Genomic DNA, 17,494 nt, shown 5'->3' on the forward strand with positions numbered 1-17,494 from the left:
CAGGGGTCAGTCCCAGCAGCCGGGGGTTTTATTATTTTGTTTCGCGATGAAGGGTATATTTCTTTAACCGCGGTGAGTATTTTTTCAGCTCTAAACGATCAGGATTTGTGCGTTTATTTTTGGTTGTGATGTAGTTTCTGTCCCCTGTTTCAGTGCAAGCCAAAGTAACATTTACTCTCATGTTAACATCTCCTTATAAAACGTAATGGTTACGTTTTATTATACAGCTTAACAACAGATTGTCAAACACCATCTCTTTCTCAGCCTCTCGGAACTTGAACCTCTAAGAAATCATACGCTGTGATGCTGTTTGGAAAAACGGCTGCCGCTTCTTTTTGGAGCTCTAAAGAAGCCTCTCCCTGATATCTCGCGCTGATATGAGTTAAAATGAGCTGCTTTGCCCCAGCTTCTTTGGCAGTAATAGCTGCTTGTTCTGTTGTACTGTGAAAATAATCAAATGCAAGCTTCACATCATCCTTAGCAAAGGTGGCTTCATGCACAAGCACATCACAGTCCTGCGCAAGCTCTTTTATCTTATCGCTCATTCTCGTATCCCCGGAAAACACGACAGCTCTTCCCTTTTTAGGAGGCTCCAGAAAATCCTCCCCATTTATGGTGCGTCCGTCTTCAAGCGTCACGATTTCACCTTTTTTTATTTTCGAATATACAGGTCCAGGCGGAATATTCATTCCCTTTAATAACGCCGCCTTTAAAGAACCAGGCACATCTTTTTCCTGTACGCGGTACCCGAAGGCCTCTACACCATGAATCGCGGATACAGCTGTGACGATAAACTGGTCGTCCTCAAATACGGCTCCCTCTTCAATCTCTTGTATCACAAGCGGATATGTTAGGTGGGTTTTCGTGACGGCAAGACTTGTTTCAATAAACGCCTTGATGCCTTTCGGTCCGTAGACCGTCAGCTCGTCCTCACCGCCCTGAAAAGAACGGCTGCCAAGAAGCCCTGGAAGACCGTATACATGATCGCCGTGCATGTGAGTAATGAAGATTTTTTCTATTTTTCGAGGTTTAATCGATGTATGTAAAATTTGATGCTGTGTGGCTTCCCCGCAGTCAAACAGCCATACAGATCGCCTTTCTTCAAGCAGCTTTAATGCGATCGACGTCACGTTTCTCGACTTAGCGGGAATTCCGGCTCCCGTCCCTAAAAAAAGTAATTCCACATTTCCTTCCTCCTACTAGAACTAGTTACCTACAAGAATACAGGATCATGCGTAAAATGTGAATCTTGCCTCTGATTCGGGCAATCCTTTCGTTCTAGAAATATTTTTGCGCCATTCTGCAAAAAAAGGTCTTAAATGTTTGCTTTCGTTGAATTTTAGATTTAAAATGAAGGAAATATGCGGGGTACTAAAATAAAGCTTCGAATAAAGTGAGGTACTTTTAGTGAAAACAAACCAACAACCAAAAGCAGTAATTGTCATATTCGGTGCAACGGGAGATTTAGCAAAACGAAAACTCTATCCGTCCATTCACCGTTTATATAAAAACGGGCAAATCGGAGAAGAGTTTGCAGTTGTAGGAGTCGGAAGAAGACCTTGGTCCAATGAGGATCTTCGCCAAACCGTCAAAACATCTATTTCCTCAGCTGCTGATAAACATATAGATGATTTCACGTCTCATTTCTATTATCACCCGTTTGACGTGACAAACCCTGGTTCTTATCAAGAGCTTAACGTACTGCTCAACCAGCTGGAAGATACATATCAAATCCCGAACAACAGAATGTTCTACTTGGCAATGGCCCCAGAATTCTTTGGGACAATTGCAAAGACATTAAAATCAGAAGGTGTTACAGCAACTACAGGCTGGTCCCGCCTTGTGATTGAAAAGCCGTTCGGCCATGACTTGCCGAGCGCGCAAGCATTAAATCAAGAAATTCGCGAAGCATTTACAGAAGATCAAATTTACAGAATCGATCACTATTTAGGAAAACAAATGGTGCAGAATATTGAGGTCATTCGATTTGCCAATGCGATTTTCGAACCGCTATGGACAAACCGCTACATCTCAAATATCCAGATCACATCAAGCGAATCACTTGGTGTTGAAGACCGTGCTAGATATTACGAAAAATCAGGCGCCCTTCGCGACATGGTGCAAAACCATATTATGCAAATGGTTGCGCTTCTCGCAATGGAGCCGCCGATTAAACTGAACACAGAAGAAATCCGCAGCGAAAAAGTGAAGGTGCTGAGAGCCCTCCGCCCTATTGCAAAAGACGAAGTGGATGAGTATTTTGTGCGCGGACAATATCAAGCCGGTGAAATTGACGGTTTGCCAGTCCCTGCTTATACAGATGAAGATAACGTCGCTCCTGACTCAAATACAGAAACCTTTGTTTCTGGAAAGCTTCTGATCGACAACTTCAGATGGGCTGGTGTTCCATTCTACATTCGTACCGGAAAACGAATGAAAGAAAAGTCTACAAAAATTGTCGTTCAATTTAAGGACATTCCGATGAACCTGTACTACGGCAATGAAAACAACATGAATCCGAACTTACTCGTCATTCATATTCAGCCTGACGAAGGCATTACACTTTACTTAAACGCTAAAAAACTCGGAGGAGCAGCACACGCGCAGCCAATCAAACTGGATTACTGCAGCAATTGCAATGACGAGCTGAACACTCCTGAAGCATATGAAAAATTGATTCACGACTGTCTTCTCGGCGATGCGACGAACTTCGCACACTGGGATGAAGTTGCCCTTTCTTGGAGCTTTGTCGATTCCATTTCTGAAACATGGGCAGCCAACAAAACCCTATCGCCAAACTACGAAGCAGGTTCTATGGGTCCAAAAGAATCAGATGATCTTTTGGCGAAAGACGGCTTGCATTGGTGGAATATATAAAGAAAAAGGCTGAAAGTGCTTATAAAGCATTTTCAGCCTTTTATTTATGTTGTATATCAAGCTTTCTGCCTCTAAGCGGCTCAAAAAGACGATTGATTCTCTCTCTGTCGTAATCTAATATCCAACTGTTATATGTTTCATACATATCCTGTATTGTTTCAGCTGCAGCAGCTAAAATATCGCAGCCTCGATCATCATAAAGATAAAAAATGGTTCTCTTTTTTATATTGATAAAGTGAATTTTTTGAGAAATGCTTGGTTTTATCCCCATATCTTGATTACATATTGCTCTCAGCATTGGGATATATCTTATATCACCAGCTTTGCATCTAAGAAAAAATCTATGCGTTTTATCATCATAATCATCAGAACAAGTATAAGGAACAGCAATGTGCTGCAGTTTTTTCAACACAGCTTTTTCTCGAATGTACCGTGAGAAAATATGCAATTTGCTCTTATATCTCCTTCCCCCTTCAGCTATAACAAATATATCATCATCATCGGCATGTAAAGACTTAAATAAAGTGACAGCTCTCTTGTATGCGTTATCTATATAAGGGCTGTGTAGATAAGCAGCATTCACATTATATCCTACGCCTATTTCAAACCGGATGCCGATCTGCCAGTTATAAAACAAAGGAGGTGTAAGTCGTAAACCAGGAAAATTTTCAAGTACATACTCATTTACAGGCAAAACATACATCCTTTCGTTCCCCGCACTCTATTTCAAAAAAATCCCGCAGCTGTCAGGCTGCGGGATTTCCACATCATTATTTCATCCATTCAGTATGGAAGACACCGTCTTTGTCTGTGCGCTCATAAGTATGGGCGCCGAAGTAGTCACGCTGCGCTTGGATCAAGTTTGCAGGCAGCACGGCTGTGCGATAGCTGTCATAATAAGCTAGTGCGCTTGAGAATGAAGGTACCGGCACACCTTGGGCAACTGCAAGTGAAATCACTTGGCGAAGCGCTCCTTGGTAGCTTTCTGCAATGTTCTTGAAGTGGCTGTCAAGCAGTAGGTTATCAAGCTCAGGATCACGGTCGTAAGCTTCTTTGATTTTCTGCAGGAATGCCGCACGGATGATGCAGCCGCCGCGGAAGATCATAGCGATTTCACCGTAATTGAGATCCCAGTTGTATTCTTCAGAAGCTGCTTTCATTTGGGCAAATCCTTGGGCGTAAGAACAGATTTTGCTCATGAACAGCGCTTTTCTGACTGCTTCGATCAGCTCTTCTTTATTTTCTGTAACAGGCTTCACTTCAGGCCCTGAAAGAAGGCCGCTTGCTTTCACACGCTCATCCTTCATCGCTGAAATAAAACGTGCGAATACAGATTCAGTGATAATCGGAAGCGGAACACCTAAGTCAAGTGCACTTTGGCTTGTCCATTTTCCTGTTCCTTTTTGACCCGCTTTATCAAGAATTACATCAACAAGCGGTTTACCTGTTTCTTCATCTTTTTTCGTGAAGATATCAGCAGTAATCTCGATCAGATAGCTGTCAAGCTCGCCTTTATTCCATTCAGCAAATACTTCATGAAGCTCATCAGCTGAAAGACCGAGTACCTGCTTCAGGATGAAATAAGATTCAGAGATCAGCTGCATATCCCCGTATTCAATACCGTTGTGCACCATTTTTACATAATGGCCGGCACCGTCCGGACCGATATATGTCGTACACGCTTCACCGTCAACTTTTGCAGAAATTGCTTCAAGAATTGGCTTCACAAGTTCATGAGCTTCTTTTTGTCCGCCAGGCATGATAGAAGGCCCTTTAAGCGCTCCTTCTTCTCCGCCTGAAACGCCTGTGCCGATAAAATGAATGCCGCTTTCAGCAAGCTCTTTGTTTCGGCGCTGTGTATCTTTATAATATGTATTTCCGCCGTCAATTAAAATATCGTCCTTCTCTAAGTGAGGAAGAAGAGATTGAATTGTCGCATCTGTAGCAGTTCCCGCTTTAACCATTAACAAAATTTTGCGCGGTGTTTCCAAGGATTGAACAAATTCTTCAATGCTGTAGGTGCCGACAACGTTTTTGCCTTCAGCCTCCTGCAAAAATTCCTCGGTTTTGCTGCTTGATCTGTTGTAAACAGAAACAGAAAATCCTCGGCTTTCAATATTTAAAGCCAGATTTTTACCCATTACCGCAAGTCCGATAACTCCGATTTGTTGTTTTGACATATTCTAACGTCCCTTCTGAAAACGTTTAACCATTTTAAAATTTACATTAAAATAAAATGATATTTATACTATTGAAATTACCATACTTCACCCCCTTATTTCAAGACATTCAGCTTTTCTTTTCATCTTGAAAAAAATCTTTATTAAAGCTTGTCCCGCTTGTTTTGCTCTCGTCTTTTTTAACCTTTGCACCTTTTCTGATCAGCTTGGAGCCGTACTTTTCATTCAGTTTTTCCATCATCTGCTGAATCGGTTCATCCTTCGCATCCTCTGTAAAGCTGAACAAATCGAGCTGCTTATAGGCCTGCTCTTTTTCTACCAAATCCGTTCCGGTAATGCCGAGCAGCCTGATGGGGTTTTTGTTCCAATGCTTAAAGAAGAGATGTTCTGCTTCATTATATATTTCGTTTTTTTGATCTATCGGATTCTTCAGTGTGATGCTTCTCGTAATGGTTTTCCAGTCCGCATATCTGATCATAATAAACAGCTTTGAAGCCATTACTTCCTTACGCTGCAAACGGTCGCTAACTGATGCGGACAGTTTGCGAAAAACAGCTAACAGCTCATCCTCATCGGCAGAATCATGAGAAAGTGTGGATGAATTACCTACGCTTTTAAATTCATAAATGCGCTCCGGATCAACAGGAGCATGGTGAATGCCGTTCGCTTTATTTTTTAGACGGGGCCCGTTGATGCCGAGCAGCCGTTTTAGCGAGTGTTCGTCAGCTGCTGCTAAATCTCCAATCGTATCAATACTGAGCCCGTTCAGTTTTTCCGCCGTCTTTTTACCTACGCCATGCATTTCTCCAACTGGGAGAGGCCAAAGGATATCAGGCACTTCTCTTTTTCTCAGGATGGTGATCCCAAGCGGTTTTTTCATATCGGATGCCATTTTAGCGAGAAATTTATTAGGGGCAATTCCGATGCTTGACGGAAGCAGCAGCTCTTTCTGCAGTCTGCTTTGTATTTCTTTTGCCGTCTCATAGGCATTGCGGCTGTATGGTGTATCCGTCATATCCATATAGCCTTCGTCGATGGATACAGGCTCCACCAAATCTGTATATTCACGGAGGATGCTAAACATCGCTCTTGAAGAGCTTCTGTAGCGGTCGAAGTTCGGCGGAAGGACGATGAGCTCAGGACAGTTACGCTTTGCTTCCCAAACCGGCATGGTTGTTTTCACGCCGTGCGCCCTTGCTTCGTAGCTGCATGTGACAACGATGCCTTTGCGTTCTTTGACGTTTCCGGCAACTGCAACCGGCTTTCCTCGGAGAGCCGGGTCATATGCCATTTCCACCGATGCATAGAAACTGTTCATATCAATATGGAAAATAATTCGGCCCTTCCCCGGCATAAACATATCTCCTTTCCGTTCATTAGACAACGGCTTGTACATATAGTAAAATGAAGGTATTGAATGGATGTGATTACAATGTTTGTGGAATCGATAAATGACGTTTTATTCTTAGTCGATTTTTTCACAATTATTCTTCCGGCTCTGACCGCCATCGGGATTGCTTTTCTCTTGCGAGAGTGCCGTGCCGGCGAGCAGTGGAAATCAAAACGAACAGATGAACATCAGACGGTCTTTCGAATAAACCGAACAGACTTTCTTATTATTATATATCATCGCATTACAACTTGGATACGTAAAGTCTTCCGCATGAATTCACCTGTGAATGATGATGAAGACGTCAGTTCCCTTCTTTTATAAACCGCATTTATAAAAAGGAGGAGAACAAATTGTTAAAAACATATCAGAAACTTTTGGCTTTAGGGGCCTTTTTGATCGTATTATGCTCGGGCAACGCAGCTTTTGCTGCAACAAATCAGGTGGGAGGTCTCGGTAACGTCGGTTTTTTCCACGACTATTTAATTGAGCCTTTTTCCTCGCTGCTGAAAGGCGTTGCCGGACTGTTTCACGGAGAGTACGGGTTGTCTATCATTCTTGTAACCGTTATTGTGCGCGTTGTGGTACTGCCTTTGTTTGTCAATCAGTTTAAAAAACAGCGTGTGTTCCAAGAGAAAATGGCAGTCATTAAACCGCAAGTAGACAGCATTCAAGCCAAAATCAAAAAGACAAAGGACCCGGAAAAGCAGAAAGAACTTCAAATGGAAATGATGAAGCTGTATCAGGAGCATAATATCAACCCGCTTGCGATGGGCTGTCTTCCAATGCTGATTCAGTTTCCGATTATGATTGGGTTTTATTACGCAATTCGTTCAACACCTGAAATTGCGTCGCACTCGTTTCTATGGTTCAGTTTAGGACAATCTGATATTCTCGTGTCCCTTAGTGCAGGGATTATGTATTTTGTCCAAGCCTATGTCGCTCAAAAGCTGAGTGCGAAATATTCCGCTGTCCCGCAAAATCCGGCAGCGCAGCAATCTGCAAAGCTAATGGTGTTTATCTTCCCTGTGATGATGACGATTTTCTCGCTTAATGTACCTGCGGCCCTTCCGCTGTACTGGTTCACCAGCGGCCTGTTCTTGACAGTGCAAAACGTCGTACTTCAGATGACACACCATAAACATAAAAAAACAGCCGCTCTTACAGAGCCGGTGAAATAAAAAAACAACTCCGACTTTTGTTCGGAGTTGTTTTTTTATTTCCATCACTTTTTAGAACCTGCATCCGTTTAAAAAGAAGAAAATCGGGAATACCTTTACTCACATCCAAAGGAAAGGAGCTGGTGTCGTGACGGAACAGTCTCAACAAAAAAATATTTCTGTGCCTGAGGGAATTTGGATCATGAAACAAACATGGAATGATGTCTTATTTGCTCATTGGCCGGTTAATTACTCTACCCTTCGAGCTAAGATTCCGCCGCTATTGGACATAGATACATATAACGGACAAGCTTGGGTCAGCGTGCTTCCCTTTATGCTCACAAACCTTCGCGCGCGTTTTCTCCCTCCTATTCCCGGAGCCCAGTCCTTTCCAGAGCTTAACCTGCGCACTTATGTCACCTATAAAGGCAAGCCGGGCATTTATTTCTTCAGCTTAGATGCTGATCATCGGCTGGCAGTTCAAGGTGCACGGACTTTCTTTCATTTGCCTTATTTTTACGCCGATATGAAAGCCGAAAAAAATGGGGCTGATATGGAATATAGAAGCAAACGGAGAGACGCCGGAAAAGCAGAATTCGGCGCCAAGTACCGGCCACTCTCTGCGCCTTTTACAGCGCAAGAGGATTCGCTTGATTACTGGCTGACGGAGCGCTACAGACTCTACACCGCCCATCATGACAAGCTCTATTATGAGGACATTCACCATCATCCTTGGCTTCTTCAAAGAGCCGAGGCCCAGTTTTCAATCAATACAGTGGCTGATGCTCACGAAATCACTTTACCAGACTCAGAACCGCTGCTTCATTTTGCCAAAAGACAAGACGTGTTATTTTGGCCGCTTCGACAATGGCACTGACTGTCAGAAAAAACCCGAATGCCAGATCCGCACTCGGGTTTTTCTTCATTATTTTGCTGCTTCTTCAATAATGGCAACAACCATTTCTGCTGTTTTCACCAGCTCTTCAATCGGCATTTTTTCGTTCTTCGTATGAATTTGCTCATACCCGACAGCAAGATTGACCGTTGGGATGCCATGGCCTGCGATTACGTTTGCGTCGCTTCCGCCGCCGCTCGTTTGCAGCTCGCTTGTGCGTCCGATTTTCGCAGCTGCTTTTTTCGCGATTTCAACGACTTGGTCGCCATCTTGATATTTAAACCCTGGATACATGACTTCGATTTCGACTTCTGCACGTCCGCCCATATCAGCCGCTGCCTCTTCAAAAGCAGCTTTCATTTTTTGAACCTGCGCTTCCATTTTTTCTGGAACTAAAGAACGGGCTTCAGCGAGAATGTGAACTTCGTCGCACACAATGTTTGTTTGTGTGCCGCCTTCAAATCGGCCGATGTTTGCTGTTGTTTCTTCATCGATGCGGCCCAAAGGCATTTTTGAAATGGCCTTGCTTGCGATTGTAATCGCTGATATACCTTTTTCTGGTTCAACTCCAGCGTGTGCAGTTTTACCATAAATCGCCGCTCTTACCTTCGCCTGAGTCGGTGCCGCAACAATGATATTGCCGACTTTTCCGTCTGAATCAAGAGCATAACCGTAGGATGCTGTTATCATGGAACGGTCCAGCGCCTTTGCCCCGATAAGACCTGATTCTTCACCTACTGTGATGATGAATTCAATCGTGCCGTGCTCAATGTTTTCTTCTTTGAGCACTTTAATTGCTTCAAACATGGCAGCCAATCCCGCTTTGTCATCGGCGCCTAAAATTGTTGTGCCGTCTGTTTTAACATACCCGTCCTCAACAACCGGTTTTACGCCGTTTCCGGGTACGACTGTGTCCATATGAGATGTAAAATAAATTGTATCTGTCTTTTTCGTTCCTTTTAATGTGCAGATTAGGTTTCCTGCTCCGTGGCCAGTGATACCCATCGTATCGTCTTCTTTTACATCTACACCTAAATCAGAAAATTTTTGTTTCAGCACTTTGCAGATTTCAGCTTCGTGCTTCGTTTCTGAATCGATTTGAACAAGCTCTAAAAATTCTTCCAGCAGGCGTTTTTCATTCACCATTTGTAAGTCCCCTCCATGTTAAAGCGGTATGTTACCGTGCTTTTTTTTCGGTCTCTCTTCTGTCTTATGTGCAAGCATGTGAAAAGCTTGGATGAGTCTTTTCCTTGATTCTTCCGGCAAAATGATGTCATCGACCATTCCGCATGCCGCCGCTTTGTAAGGGCTGGCGTTTTGTTTTTTGTATTCAGCTGTTTTTTCGCGTTTTGTCTTTTGCGGGTCAGCTGACGCTTCAATATCCTTATCATACAAAATAGATGCCGCACCTTCAGCACCCATCACTGCGATTTCGGCATTTGGCCAAGCAAACACGAGATCCGCTCCGATGGATTTGCTGTTCATGGCGACATACGACCCGCCATACGCTTTTCTTATAATGAGCGTTACTTTTGGGACCGTCGCTTCTGCATAAGCAAACAGCAATTTGGCTCCGTGTCTGATAATGCCGTTATGCTCCTGCTGAATGCCGGGCAAAAACCCCGGAACATCTTCGACAGTTAACAGCGGGATGTCAAAGGCGTCACAAAACCGGATAAATCTCGCTGCTTTATCAGCCGCGTCAATCGTCAGGCTTCCTGCTAAATGTTTCGGCTGGTTTGCCACAATTCCGATCGTTTTTTGGCCAAGCTTTGCAAATCCAATGACTATATTTTTCGCAAAATACGGCTGAATCTCAAAAAAAGACTGCGGATCAGCCAATTCCTGAATCACCGCCCGAACATCATACGGCTTTGTGCTGTCAGCCGGCACGAGGCGGTTTATTAACGAGCTGGAGGCCTCATCCACAGATGAAGGTAGTGATATCTGTTTGTCGAGCGGCAAATAAGACAGCAGCTTCTTCACTCCTGCCAGAACCTCCTCTTCCGTTTTTCCGGAAAAGTGGGCATTTCCGCTGACGGCATTATGTATTCCCGCTCCTCCTAAGCTCTCCGCATCAACCTGTTCTCCTGTTACTTTTTCAATGACCTTCGGACCGGTAATAAACATTCGGCCCGTCTGTTCTGCCATAAAGATAAAATCAGTAAGTGCCGGAGAGTACACAGCGCCTCCAGCGCACGGTCCTAATATAACCGAGATTTGCGGAATGACTCCGGAATATAAGACGTTTCGGTAAAATATGTGACCGTATCCATCTAATGATACCACACCCTCTTGAATTCTCGCACCACCTGAGTCGTTCAGCCCGATAATCGGGGCTTTATTTTTTGCTGCAAGATCCATAAGAGAGGTAATCTTTTTCGCATGGGTTTCGCCAAGCGCCCCGCCGAATACGGTAAAATCCTGCGCAAACACATATACAGAGCGGCCGTCAATCGTACCGTAACCCGTCACGACTCCATCTCCCAATATACGCTGCTCCCTCGTTAAGCTTCGGCTCTCCATGAAAGGATATAATTCGATAAAACTATCCTCATCCAGGAGATAGGCGATCCTTTCCCGCGCTGTGAGCTTTCCCTTTTTCCGCTGTTCAGCCTGCTTTGCATGTCCCCCGCCTTCTTCCGCCTGCCTGCGCCTGTTGTATAGATGACCGATATGTTCATTCATGTTCAATGTCTTGATCTCCTTTCGGTTCACAGAGCTCGACAAGCACGCCATTTGTTTCCCGCGGAGAAATAAACGCGATCTGTTTCCCGTTTGCTCCCTGTCTCGGCTGCCTGTTTATTACATCAATTTGCCGGTTTGATAATGCTTGAAGCTGATCTGTTAAGCCGCTACATAAAAACGCAACATGGTGCAGCCCCTCTCCTTTTTTATCTAAAAATGTACGGACAGGGCTGTCAGGCGTTAACGGCTCGATCAGCTCCAAATAAACGCCTCCCGCTTGGAACAGAGCAATGATCACCTTTTGCTCTTCAACCGTTTCTTGATGAAGAAACGTTAATCCCAATACATCTTCATAAAAAGCTCTGGCCTTTTTTATGGAATAAACGGCAATCCCAATATGGTCAAGTCCGGTCATTTTCATCCCTGCTTTCCGGCAATATATATCGCTTGTCCGCCCATACAAAACACGTTAAAATATAATCAGATTGTCTAAGGAGTGAAACCATGTCTCAAAAACTGATGAAAAGCGTTTTAATCGTGATTTTGGGAGTTTTTATTCTTTCAACAGTACTCTCAGGAATCGTTATGTTTTTATAATGATAAAAAAGCAGGCGGCCTTATTGAACGGGAACATCCTGCTTTTTTATCAGGGCTTTATGCTCAATGGCAATCTCCTCAAAAGCCCGGGAGTCTTTCGTGATCAGCACTCTCGTCCCCACCGGAATCTCTTGAAACAGATGGACAACTTCATCGTTATGCATACGTATACAGCCGTTAGATACAAATTGACCGATAGATTCTTCCCGGTTTGTCCCGTGAATTCCGTAGATCCGGCCGTCTGTCCCTCTCGCATCAAACCCAATCCATCTTGCCCCAAGCGGATTCTCAGAAGCTCCGCCTTCAATATTTTTCTTTCTGTAATAAGGATTCGCCGCTTTTACTGTAATCGAAAATTCTCCCTCAGGCGTCAGATCATCCGACTTTCCGGTTGCCACACGATAAACGCCTTCAATTTTGTTGTCGATGATGACAGCAAGCTCATTTGTTTTCTTGTTGACAATAACATACGGGTCACCTGGAAGCGGATTTTCGCCAAGAGGCCATATCGGAGAAATAATCATCAATATTGAACATAAGAAAAAACGCATAAGCTCCTCCTTTTCCATTAGGTTGACCAATGGAGGATGAGCTCATGCGAGTTAAGCGAGCGATTTTTCTGCTTTGATTCCTTTGAAATAACTTTTGATCACTAAATATTGCTCCATTTCCCCAAGAAGATGAAAGAGTGCGGCTCTCGCTTCAAATTCTTCTCTTGTCGCAGGAAGCGGCATCTCTTCGAATTCTTTTCTCATGTCAGCAAGTCTTTTCAAAAATTTGTAGGCTGTATTCCCCGGGTGAATTGCTTCCCGCAGATCGCGAAGAAACTCAGCAATCATTTTACCTTGGTCCACCGTAATGGAGATGGATGTCACTTTAGGAAGAAGGCGCTCGATGATTTCAAATTGTTTTTCTCTCATTTTAAAATAATGATAGTGCTGATTTTCGTGGCGAAGAATGTGATTTTGTACATCTCGGTACGCCAGGTTTTTGGCTTCAGTGATTAACTGGTGTGTTTCCGGAATTTCTTTTCCTGTCCAATCTTGCTCACCAGTTAACAAATACCGTTCGATTTCTGCGAAAATGACAGCAAAATTGTCCTCTATCTTTTTTCGATAGGCGATCAGCTTCCGGTCAAGGCTCGGCATATACAGATTCATTAAAAGAGCAACGCCGATTCCGACCGTAATTAACTGGACTTCATTCCAGATGAATTGCGGCGTAATGCCGCCGGACATATACAGATGAAGGATAATAACAGAGCTGGTGACGATACCTTCGTTGATTTTTAATACAACTGTTGTCGGGATGAAAATCAGCAAAAGCAATCCAATGACAAACGGATGATAACCAATCAGTTCGAAAAAGAGATAGGAAAAGAGAATTGCCAGACAGCATGCTGCAAATCGGGCCCATGACGCTTGAAGCGACCGTTTTTGTGTGATTTGTATGCACAAAATGGTGATGATTCCTGCTGATGCGAAGTTTTGCAAATGCAATAGCTGGCTTATATAAATAGCCAGAGCTGTTCCAAGTGCGGTCTTTATTGTGCGGTAACCAATTTTAAACATGTCGGACTCCATTCTATTTGTTTCTTCAACAAAAAAGAAGAAGCACAAGCCTTCTCCTTTTTCCCTATATTCTATAATATTTTTTCTAAAAAGTCCTGCGCTCTTTTGGATTTTGGCGAAAGAAAAAATTCTTTCGGGTTGCCGTCCTCGACAATCATTCCTTCATCCATAAATAACACGCGGTCGGCCACTTCTTTTGCAAAGCCCATTTCGTGTGTAACGATTACCATGGTCATACCGGTTTCGACCAGTTCTTTCATGACCTGGAGCACTTCTTTGACCATTTCAGGGTCAAGCGCGGATGTCGGCTCGTCGAACAGCATGATTTCAGGATTCATTGCCAAAGCACGAGCGATGGCGACACGCTGCTTTTGTCCGCCTGATAAACGGTTTGGATAGTCATTTCGCTTTTCAAACAATCCGACTTTGCGCAGCAGCTCTTCGGCTTTTCCCTGTGCAGTCTGCTTGGATTCTTTTTTGACATTTACAGGTGCGTACATGATATTTTCGAGAACCGTTTTGTGCGGAAAAAGATGAAAATGCTGAAATACCATTCCGATGTTTTCCCGTACCTTTAATGTATTGGTTTTCGGCTGCGTAATCTCTTTGTCTTTAATTGTGATGGTTCCGCCGTTAGGTTTCTCCAAGAGATTCAAACAGCGAAGAAATGTTGATTTGCCTGAGCCTGAAGGGCCGATGACGGCAACAACCTCACCTTCAGCGATGTTTGTTGAAATGTTTTTTAATACTTCATGTTTCCCAAATGATTTTGACAGCTTTTCAACCTTAATCATTGGATTTCAGCTTCCTTTCTACAGCCTTGCCGATAAACGTTAAAATAAGGACAAGCACATAATAAATCAATCCGGCGATAATCAGCGGCTCAAGGTAATTGTAAGTGGCGGCGCCAGCTTGATACGCGCGTCTCATAACATCGCCAAGACCAATAACTGTAACGATCGCTGATTCTTTTGTTAACGTAATTAATTCATTTACAATGGCAGGTGATATATTTTTGAAGGCCTGCGGCAAAAGCAGATCCTTCATCATTTTGCCGTACGGAACACCCAGTGCGACAGCAGCCTCTTTTTGCCCTTTATCAATTGCGTTGATTCCCGCTCTGATAATTTCCGATACATAAGCAGCGGAATTCAGTGACAATGCGACAACCGCCGCCCAAAACTGGTCAATTTGAAAGCCGAGCAGCTGCGGGAGCCCGAAATAAACAATCATAAGCTGCAGCACTAAAGGCGTGCCGCGAAATACTGATGTGTAAAAATCAGCAATCCAGATCAGCGGGCGGAATGTGCTGATCTTGCATAAGCTTAGCACAATCCCTAATATAAGTCCGATAATAGCAGATACAACAACAATTTTTAATGTGATTGCTAAGCCTTCTAATATAAAAGGAATTTGGGGGATCGTTGCTGAAAAATCCAAATTCATAGCCTTTGTCTCCTTTTCTTACAGGAAAAAAGATTTCCTATTCAATAAAAAGGCTCAACGAAAAAGTTGAGCCGCTTTTTTTACTTCTCGCCAGTGAACCATTTTTTCTTCAATTTATCGAGCTCTCCGTTATCTTGCATTTCTTTGAGCGCTTTATTGAATTTGTCCGTCAGTTCACTGTCTTTTCTGAAAGCAATCGCAGAACCGGCTTCTTCCGCTTTCGCATCAGGAATCACGAAGCCCTGCAGGTCATCATTTGATTTGAAATACCCTTCTGCCACCATGTCTTCAATAATCGCAGCATCAAAGCGGTCAGATTTGATTTCCTGCACCAAATCAGAAATTCTGTTGCGGTCTTCTGTTTTAAAATCATATTCCGGAGAAAGCTCTTTCCCCTTCTCTTCCTGAATGGAGCCAAGCTGAACGCCGACTGTTTTTCCTTTGAGATCTTTTAAAGACTTAATGCCGCTGTCTTTTTTGCTGACAATCATATGATTCGCTGTGTAATATACATCGGAAAAATCAACTTGTTTTTTACGATCAGGCGTCGGTGTCATTCCTGACAAAACCAAATCAACTTGTTTTGATTTCAGTGCTGTAATTAAGCTGTTAAAGTCCATATCCTGCACTTCAATTTCGTAGCCGGTTTTCTTCGCAAGGGCCTTTGCCAAATCTACATCAAAACCGACAATGTTATCGCCATCTTTATATTCAAACGGTTTGTAATCCGCCGAAGTTCCCATAACTAATTTTTTCTTGCCGCTTTCTGAACCTGAACTGCTTGAGCCGCAAGCAGATAATGCAAAGGTGATGCACGCAGCTATCAGTAATAAGAGCCATTTTTTCATGATCCATTTCCCCCATATTCATTACTTTTATCACATTTGAATATTTATTCGTTAATTTGTATTTTAAACACTTTCTTATTTTTATGCAATACTATTTTTAAAAATTATCTCAAAGCTTATTTTTCCAGCAATCTCTTTTCATATTACTAGATAAAAGGACATCTTCTGTAGCGTAGCCATTGAATAAACTCTAATATTTATTCATTATAACTTGGAATTTTATGCACAAAAAAACCCCGTGCCGCTCGGGCTTCCGGGGTTTTATCTTATACTTCTTCGCAATATTCTTCGAAGGCTTCCTGCAGTTTTGAGACAACTGCCATCGGCTCATGGCCTTCAATTTCATGACGCTCCACCATTTTCATGATTTTCCCGTCTTTTAGAATAGCAAATGACGGAGAAGATGGCGGGTATCCTTCGAAATATTCGCGTGCTCTTGCCGTCGCTTCTTTATCCTGTCCCGCAAACACAGTCACGAGCTGGTCAGGTCTTTTGTCATAATGAACGGAATGGTATGCAGCCGGTCTTGCGATCCCGCCCGCGCATCCGCAGACAGAGTTGACCATGACAAGCGTCGTTCCTTTTTTCGTAAGTGCCTCGTCCACCTCTTCAGCTGTTTTCAGTTCGGTATATCCGGCAGCTGTAATTTCTTGTCTCGCTTGGCGGACAACATCATTCATAAATAAATTAAAGTCCATGTTCAATGAAGACCTCTCCTTTTTCATCATCTGTTCTTATGATAGCAAGGAAACCGCCTTATCGGCAAATGCTACCGCTTATATCGGAGGATTTTTTGCTTTCCGTTTACTCCTTACAAGATAAGGGAATTATATAATCAGATGTATAAATAAAGGAGCAGTTTTGTATGAGCCACCGGAAAGCTTTACTTATTCATAACGGAAACGCCGGCAACAAAAATATAGAAAAAGCATTAGGAGCTGTTGTGCCGGTTTTATCACAATCGTTAGATGAGGTGATCATTAAACAGACAAAGAAAAAAGACGATGCCTATCATTTTTGCCGTTCAATAGATGATTCTATCGAGACTGTCTTTATTCTCGGCGGCGACGGTACAGTCCATCAATGCATCAATGGCATCAGTACTTTAGAAAGAAGGCCAGCTGTCGGTATTTTGCCCGGCGGAACGTGCAATGACTTTTCAAGAGTGCTGGGCATTCCTCAACATCTTGCAAAGGCAGCCGAAGCACTCGTGTCAGGAAAAAAATCCAAGGTTGATGTATGCCAGATGAACGATCGTTATTTTTTGAATTTCTGGGGGATCGGCCTGATCGCAGAAACATCGAATCAAATCAACGAAACGGAAAAAGCGTTATTAGGAAAAATCAGCTATTTTACAAGCGCGTTACGTACCGTCTCATCCGCTGAGTCCTTTCCTATTTCATTGACAATCGATGGGCAAGAGATAAAAGATGAAGCCGTTATGCTGCTTGTCATGAACGGACAATACATTGGAACGAATCGAATTCCCCTGCCAGATGCCAGTATAAGTGACGGATTACTTGATATCCTCATTTGCCGCAGCACCAATCTCTCCGCTTTGCGCGAGCTGATGAATATGGAACAGGGCACAATAGAGCGGTTCACCGGTGAGCTGTCCTATGTTCAGGCCTCTCGCGTCGAAATTGAAACGGATACCGTCAAAAAGGCTGATACAGATGGAGAAGTGTACACACATACACCCGCTGTGATTCAAGTCCTTCCGCAGCACATTGACATGCTTATTCCCCGCAATGAATAACTGTCCGCTGGTAAAGGACGTTTATAAAGAGCGAACAGCTTCATAGAAAGAAATCCGTTGACTCTCCCCTAAGAGGAGGTCTT

General features: G+C 43.4%; 20 protein-coding genes. 6 read left to right on the forward strand and 14 right to left on the reverse strand.

Annotated features, from left to right (window positions below; genetic code table 11):
- Nucleotides 1-31 precede the first annotated feature (31 nt).
- The gene (gene rpmG / locus NYE43_RS11905) at nucleotides 32-181 is read right to left on the reverse strand and encodes a 50S ribosomal protein L33 (RefSeq protein ID WP_003226511.1); all 150 of its coding nucleotides are present in this window, start codon (nucleotides 179-181) and stop codon (nucleotides 32-34) included.
- 79 nt (nucleotides 182-260) lie between these two features.
- Entirely contained in the window at nucleotides 261-1,184 is a 924-nt protein-coding gene (gene rnz, locus NYE43_RS11910; RefSeq protein ID WP_101861000.1) for a ribonuclease Z, read from the reverse strand.
- A 223-nt stretch (nucleotides 1,185-1,407) separates the two neighbouring features.
- On the opposite strand from rnz, the gene zwf reads away from it, so the two are divergent.
- On the forward strand, nucleotides 1,408-2,877 hold the full coding sequence (gene zwf / locus NYE43_RS11915; RefSeq protein WP_010334843.1) for a glucose-6-phosphate dehydrogenase: 1,470 nt from the start codon (nucleotides 1,408-1,410) through the stop codon (nucleotides 2,875-2,877).
- Nucleotides 2,878-2,917: 40 nt separating this feature from the next.
- Here zwf and NYE43_RS11920 read toward each other — a convergent pair whose 3' ends face one another.
- From NYE43_RS11920 to NYE43_RS11930, 3 genes are all read right to left on the reverse strand, one after another.
- Nucleotides 2,918-3,580 carry a DUF3885 domain-containing protein gene (locus NYE43_RS11920; protein WP_341062013.1) on the reverse strand — a complete coding sequence of 221 codons (663 nt, stop codon included), beginning with the start codon at nucleotides 3,578-3,580 and terminating at the stop codon, nucleotides 2,918-2,920.
- A gap of 67 nt (nucleotides 3,581-3,647) precedes the next feature.
- Complete coding sequence (gene gndA / locus NYE43_RS11925; RefSeq protein WP_024121966.1) at nucleotides 3,648-5,057, reverse strand: NADP-dependent phosphogluconate dehydrogenase; 1,410 nt, start codon at nucleotides 5,055-5,057, stop codon at nucleotides 3,648-3,650.
- 109 nt (nucleotides 5,058-5,166) lie between these two features.
- Nucleotides 5,167-6,411: a DNA polymerase IV gene (locus NYE43_RS11930; RefSeq protein WP_024121967.1), complete on the reverse strand. Its 1,245-nt coding sequence runs from the start codon at nucleotides 6,409-6,411 to the stop codon at nucleotides 5,167-5,169.
- 72 nt (nucleotides 6,412-6,483) lie between these two features.
- Between NYE43_RS11930 and mifM the strand changes: the two genes are divergently transcribed.
- The 3 genes from mifM to NYE43_RS11945 all read left to right on the forward strand — a co-directional run bounded on the left by mifM (nucleotide 6,484) and on the right by NYE43_RS11945 (nucleotide 8,484).
- Nucleotides 6,484-6,771: a membrane protein insertion/folding monitor MifM gene (gene mifM, locus NYE43_RS11935; protein ID WP_081638334.1), complete on the forward strand. Its 288-nt coding sequence runs from the start codon at nucleotides 6,484-6,486 to the stop codon at nucleotides 6,769-6,771.
- Nucleotides 6,772-6,800: 29 nt separating this feature from the next.
- Complete coding sequence (locus tag NYE43_RS11940; RefSeq protein ID WP_024121969.1) at nucleotides 6,801-7,628, forward strand: membrane protein insertase YidC; 828 nt, start codon at nucleotides 6,801-6,803, stop codon at nucleotides 7,626-7,628.
- A 127-nt stretch (nucleotides 7,629-7,755) separates the two neighbouring features.
- Nucleotides 7,756-8,484: a YqjF family protein gene (locus NYE43_RS11945; RefSeq protein ID WP_024121971.1), complete on the forward strand. Its 729-nt coding sequence runs from the start codon at nucleotides 7,756-7,758 to the stop codon at nucleotides 8,482-8,484.
- Between the two features lie 48 nt (nucleotides 8,485-8,532).
- Here the strand turns inward: NYE43_RS11945 and NYE43_RS11950 are convergent, their stop codons facing one another.
- From NYE43_RS11950 to mce, 3 genes are read right to left on the reverse strand one after another with little or no spacing between them, the layout of a single operon-like run.
- Nucleotides 8,533-9,648, reverse strand: coding sequence for a tripeptidase T (locus tag NYE43_RS11950; protein WP_024121972.1), 1,116 nt, complete (start codon nucleotides 9,646-9,648; stop codon nucleotides 8,533-8,535).
- Nucleotides 9,649-9,666: 18 nt separating this feature from the next.
- On the reverse strand, nucleotides 9,667-11,190 hold the full coding sequence (locus tag NYE43_RS11955; protein ID WP_103672294.1) for an acyl-CoA carboxylase subunit beta: 1,524 nt from the start codon (nucleotides 11,188-11,190) through the stop codon (nucleotides 9,667-9,669).
- On the reverse strand, nucleotides 11,183-11,605 hold the full coding sequence (gene mce / locus NYE43_RS11960) for a methylmalonyl-CoA epimerase (protein WP_105955620.1): 423 nt from the start codon (nucleotides 11,603-11,605) through the stop codon (nucleotides 11,183-11,185). Before mce ends, NYE43_RS11955 begins: the two co-directional genes overlap by 8 nt.
- A gap of 89 nt (nucleotides 11,606-11,694) precedes the next feature.
- Between mce and prli42 the strand changes: the two genes are divergently transcribed.
- Complete coding sequence (gene prli42, locus NYE43_RS11965; protein WP_003226489.1) at nucleotides 11,695-11,787, forward strand: stressosome-associated protein Prli42; 93 nt, start codon at nucleotides 11,695-11,697, stop codon at nucleotides 11,785-11,787.
- 20 nt (nucleotides 11,788-11,807) lie between these two features.
- Here the strand turns inward: prli42 and NYE43_RS11970 are convergent, their stop codons facing one another.
- The 6 genes from NYE43_RS11970 to brxB form a co-directional block, all read right to left on the reverse strand.
- Nucleotides 11,808-12,338, reverse strand: a complete 531-nt coding sequence (locus tag NYE43_RS11970) for a L,D-transpeptidase (protein ID WP_024121974.1) — start codon at nucleotides 12,336-12,338, stop codon at nucleotides 11,808-11,810.
- A gap of 51 nt (nucleotides 12,339-12,389) precedes the next feature.
- Nucleotides 12,390-13,358, reverse strand: a complete 969-nt coding sequence (locus NYE43_RS11975; protein ID WP_024121975.1) for an aromatic acid exporter family protein — start codon at nucleotides 13,356-13,358, stop codon at nucleotides 12,390-12,392.
- Between the two features lie 71 nt (nucleotides 13,359-13,429).
- Nucleotides 13,430-14,152, reverse strand: a complete 723-nt coding sequence (gene artR, locus NYE43_RS11980) for an arginine ABC transporter ATP-binding protein ArtR (protein ID WP_024121976.1) — start codon at nucleotides 14,150-14,152, stop codon at nucleotides 13,430-13,432.
- On the reverse strand, nucleotides 14,145-14,804 hold the full coding sequence (gene artQ / locus NYE43_RS11985; protein WP_014664528.1) for an arginine ABC transporter permease ArtQ: 660 nt from the start codon (nucleotides 14,802-14,804) through the stop codon (nucleotides 14,145-14,147). Before artQ ends, artR begins: the two co-directional genes overlap by 8 nt.
- Before the next feature lie 80 nt (nucleotides 14,805-14,884).
- The gene (artP, locus tag NYE43_RS11990) at nucleotides 14,885-15,652 is read right to left on the reverse strand and encodes an arginine ABC transporter substrate-binding protein ArtP (RefSeq protein ID WP_095713240.1); all 768 of its coding nucleotides are present in this window, start codon (nucleotides 15,650-15,652) and stop codon (nucleotides 14,885-14,887) included.
- A 266-nt stretch (nucleotides 15,653-15,918) separates the two neighbouring features.
- Nucleotides 15,919-16,356, reverse strand: coding sequence for a bacilliredoxin BrxB (gene brxB / locus NYE43_RS11995; RefSeq protein ID WP_024121978.1), 438 nt, complete (start codon nucleotides 16,354-16,356; stop codon nucleotides 15,919-15,921).
- A 161-nt stretch (nucleotides 16,357-16,517) separates the two neighbouring features.
- Between brxB and NYE43_RS12000 the strand changes: the two genes are divergently transcribed.
- Nucleotides 16,518-17,411, forward strand: coding sequence for a YegS/Rv2252/BmrU family lipid kinase (locus NYE43_RS12000; RefSeq protein ID WP_341062022.1), 894 nt, complete (start codon nucleotides 16,518-16,520; stop codon nucleotides 17,409-17,411).
- Nucleotides 17,412-17,494: the final 83 nt, after the last annotated feature.

This window comes from Bacillus sp. FSL R5-0434 (assembly GCF_038004745.1).
Lineage (GTDB): Bacteria > Bacillota > Bacilli > Bacillales > Bacillaceae > Bacillus > Bacillus halotolerans.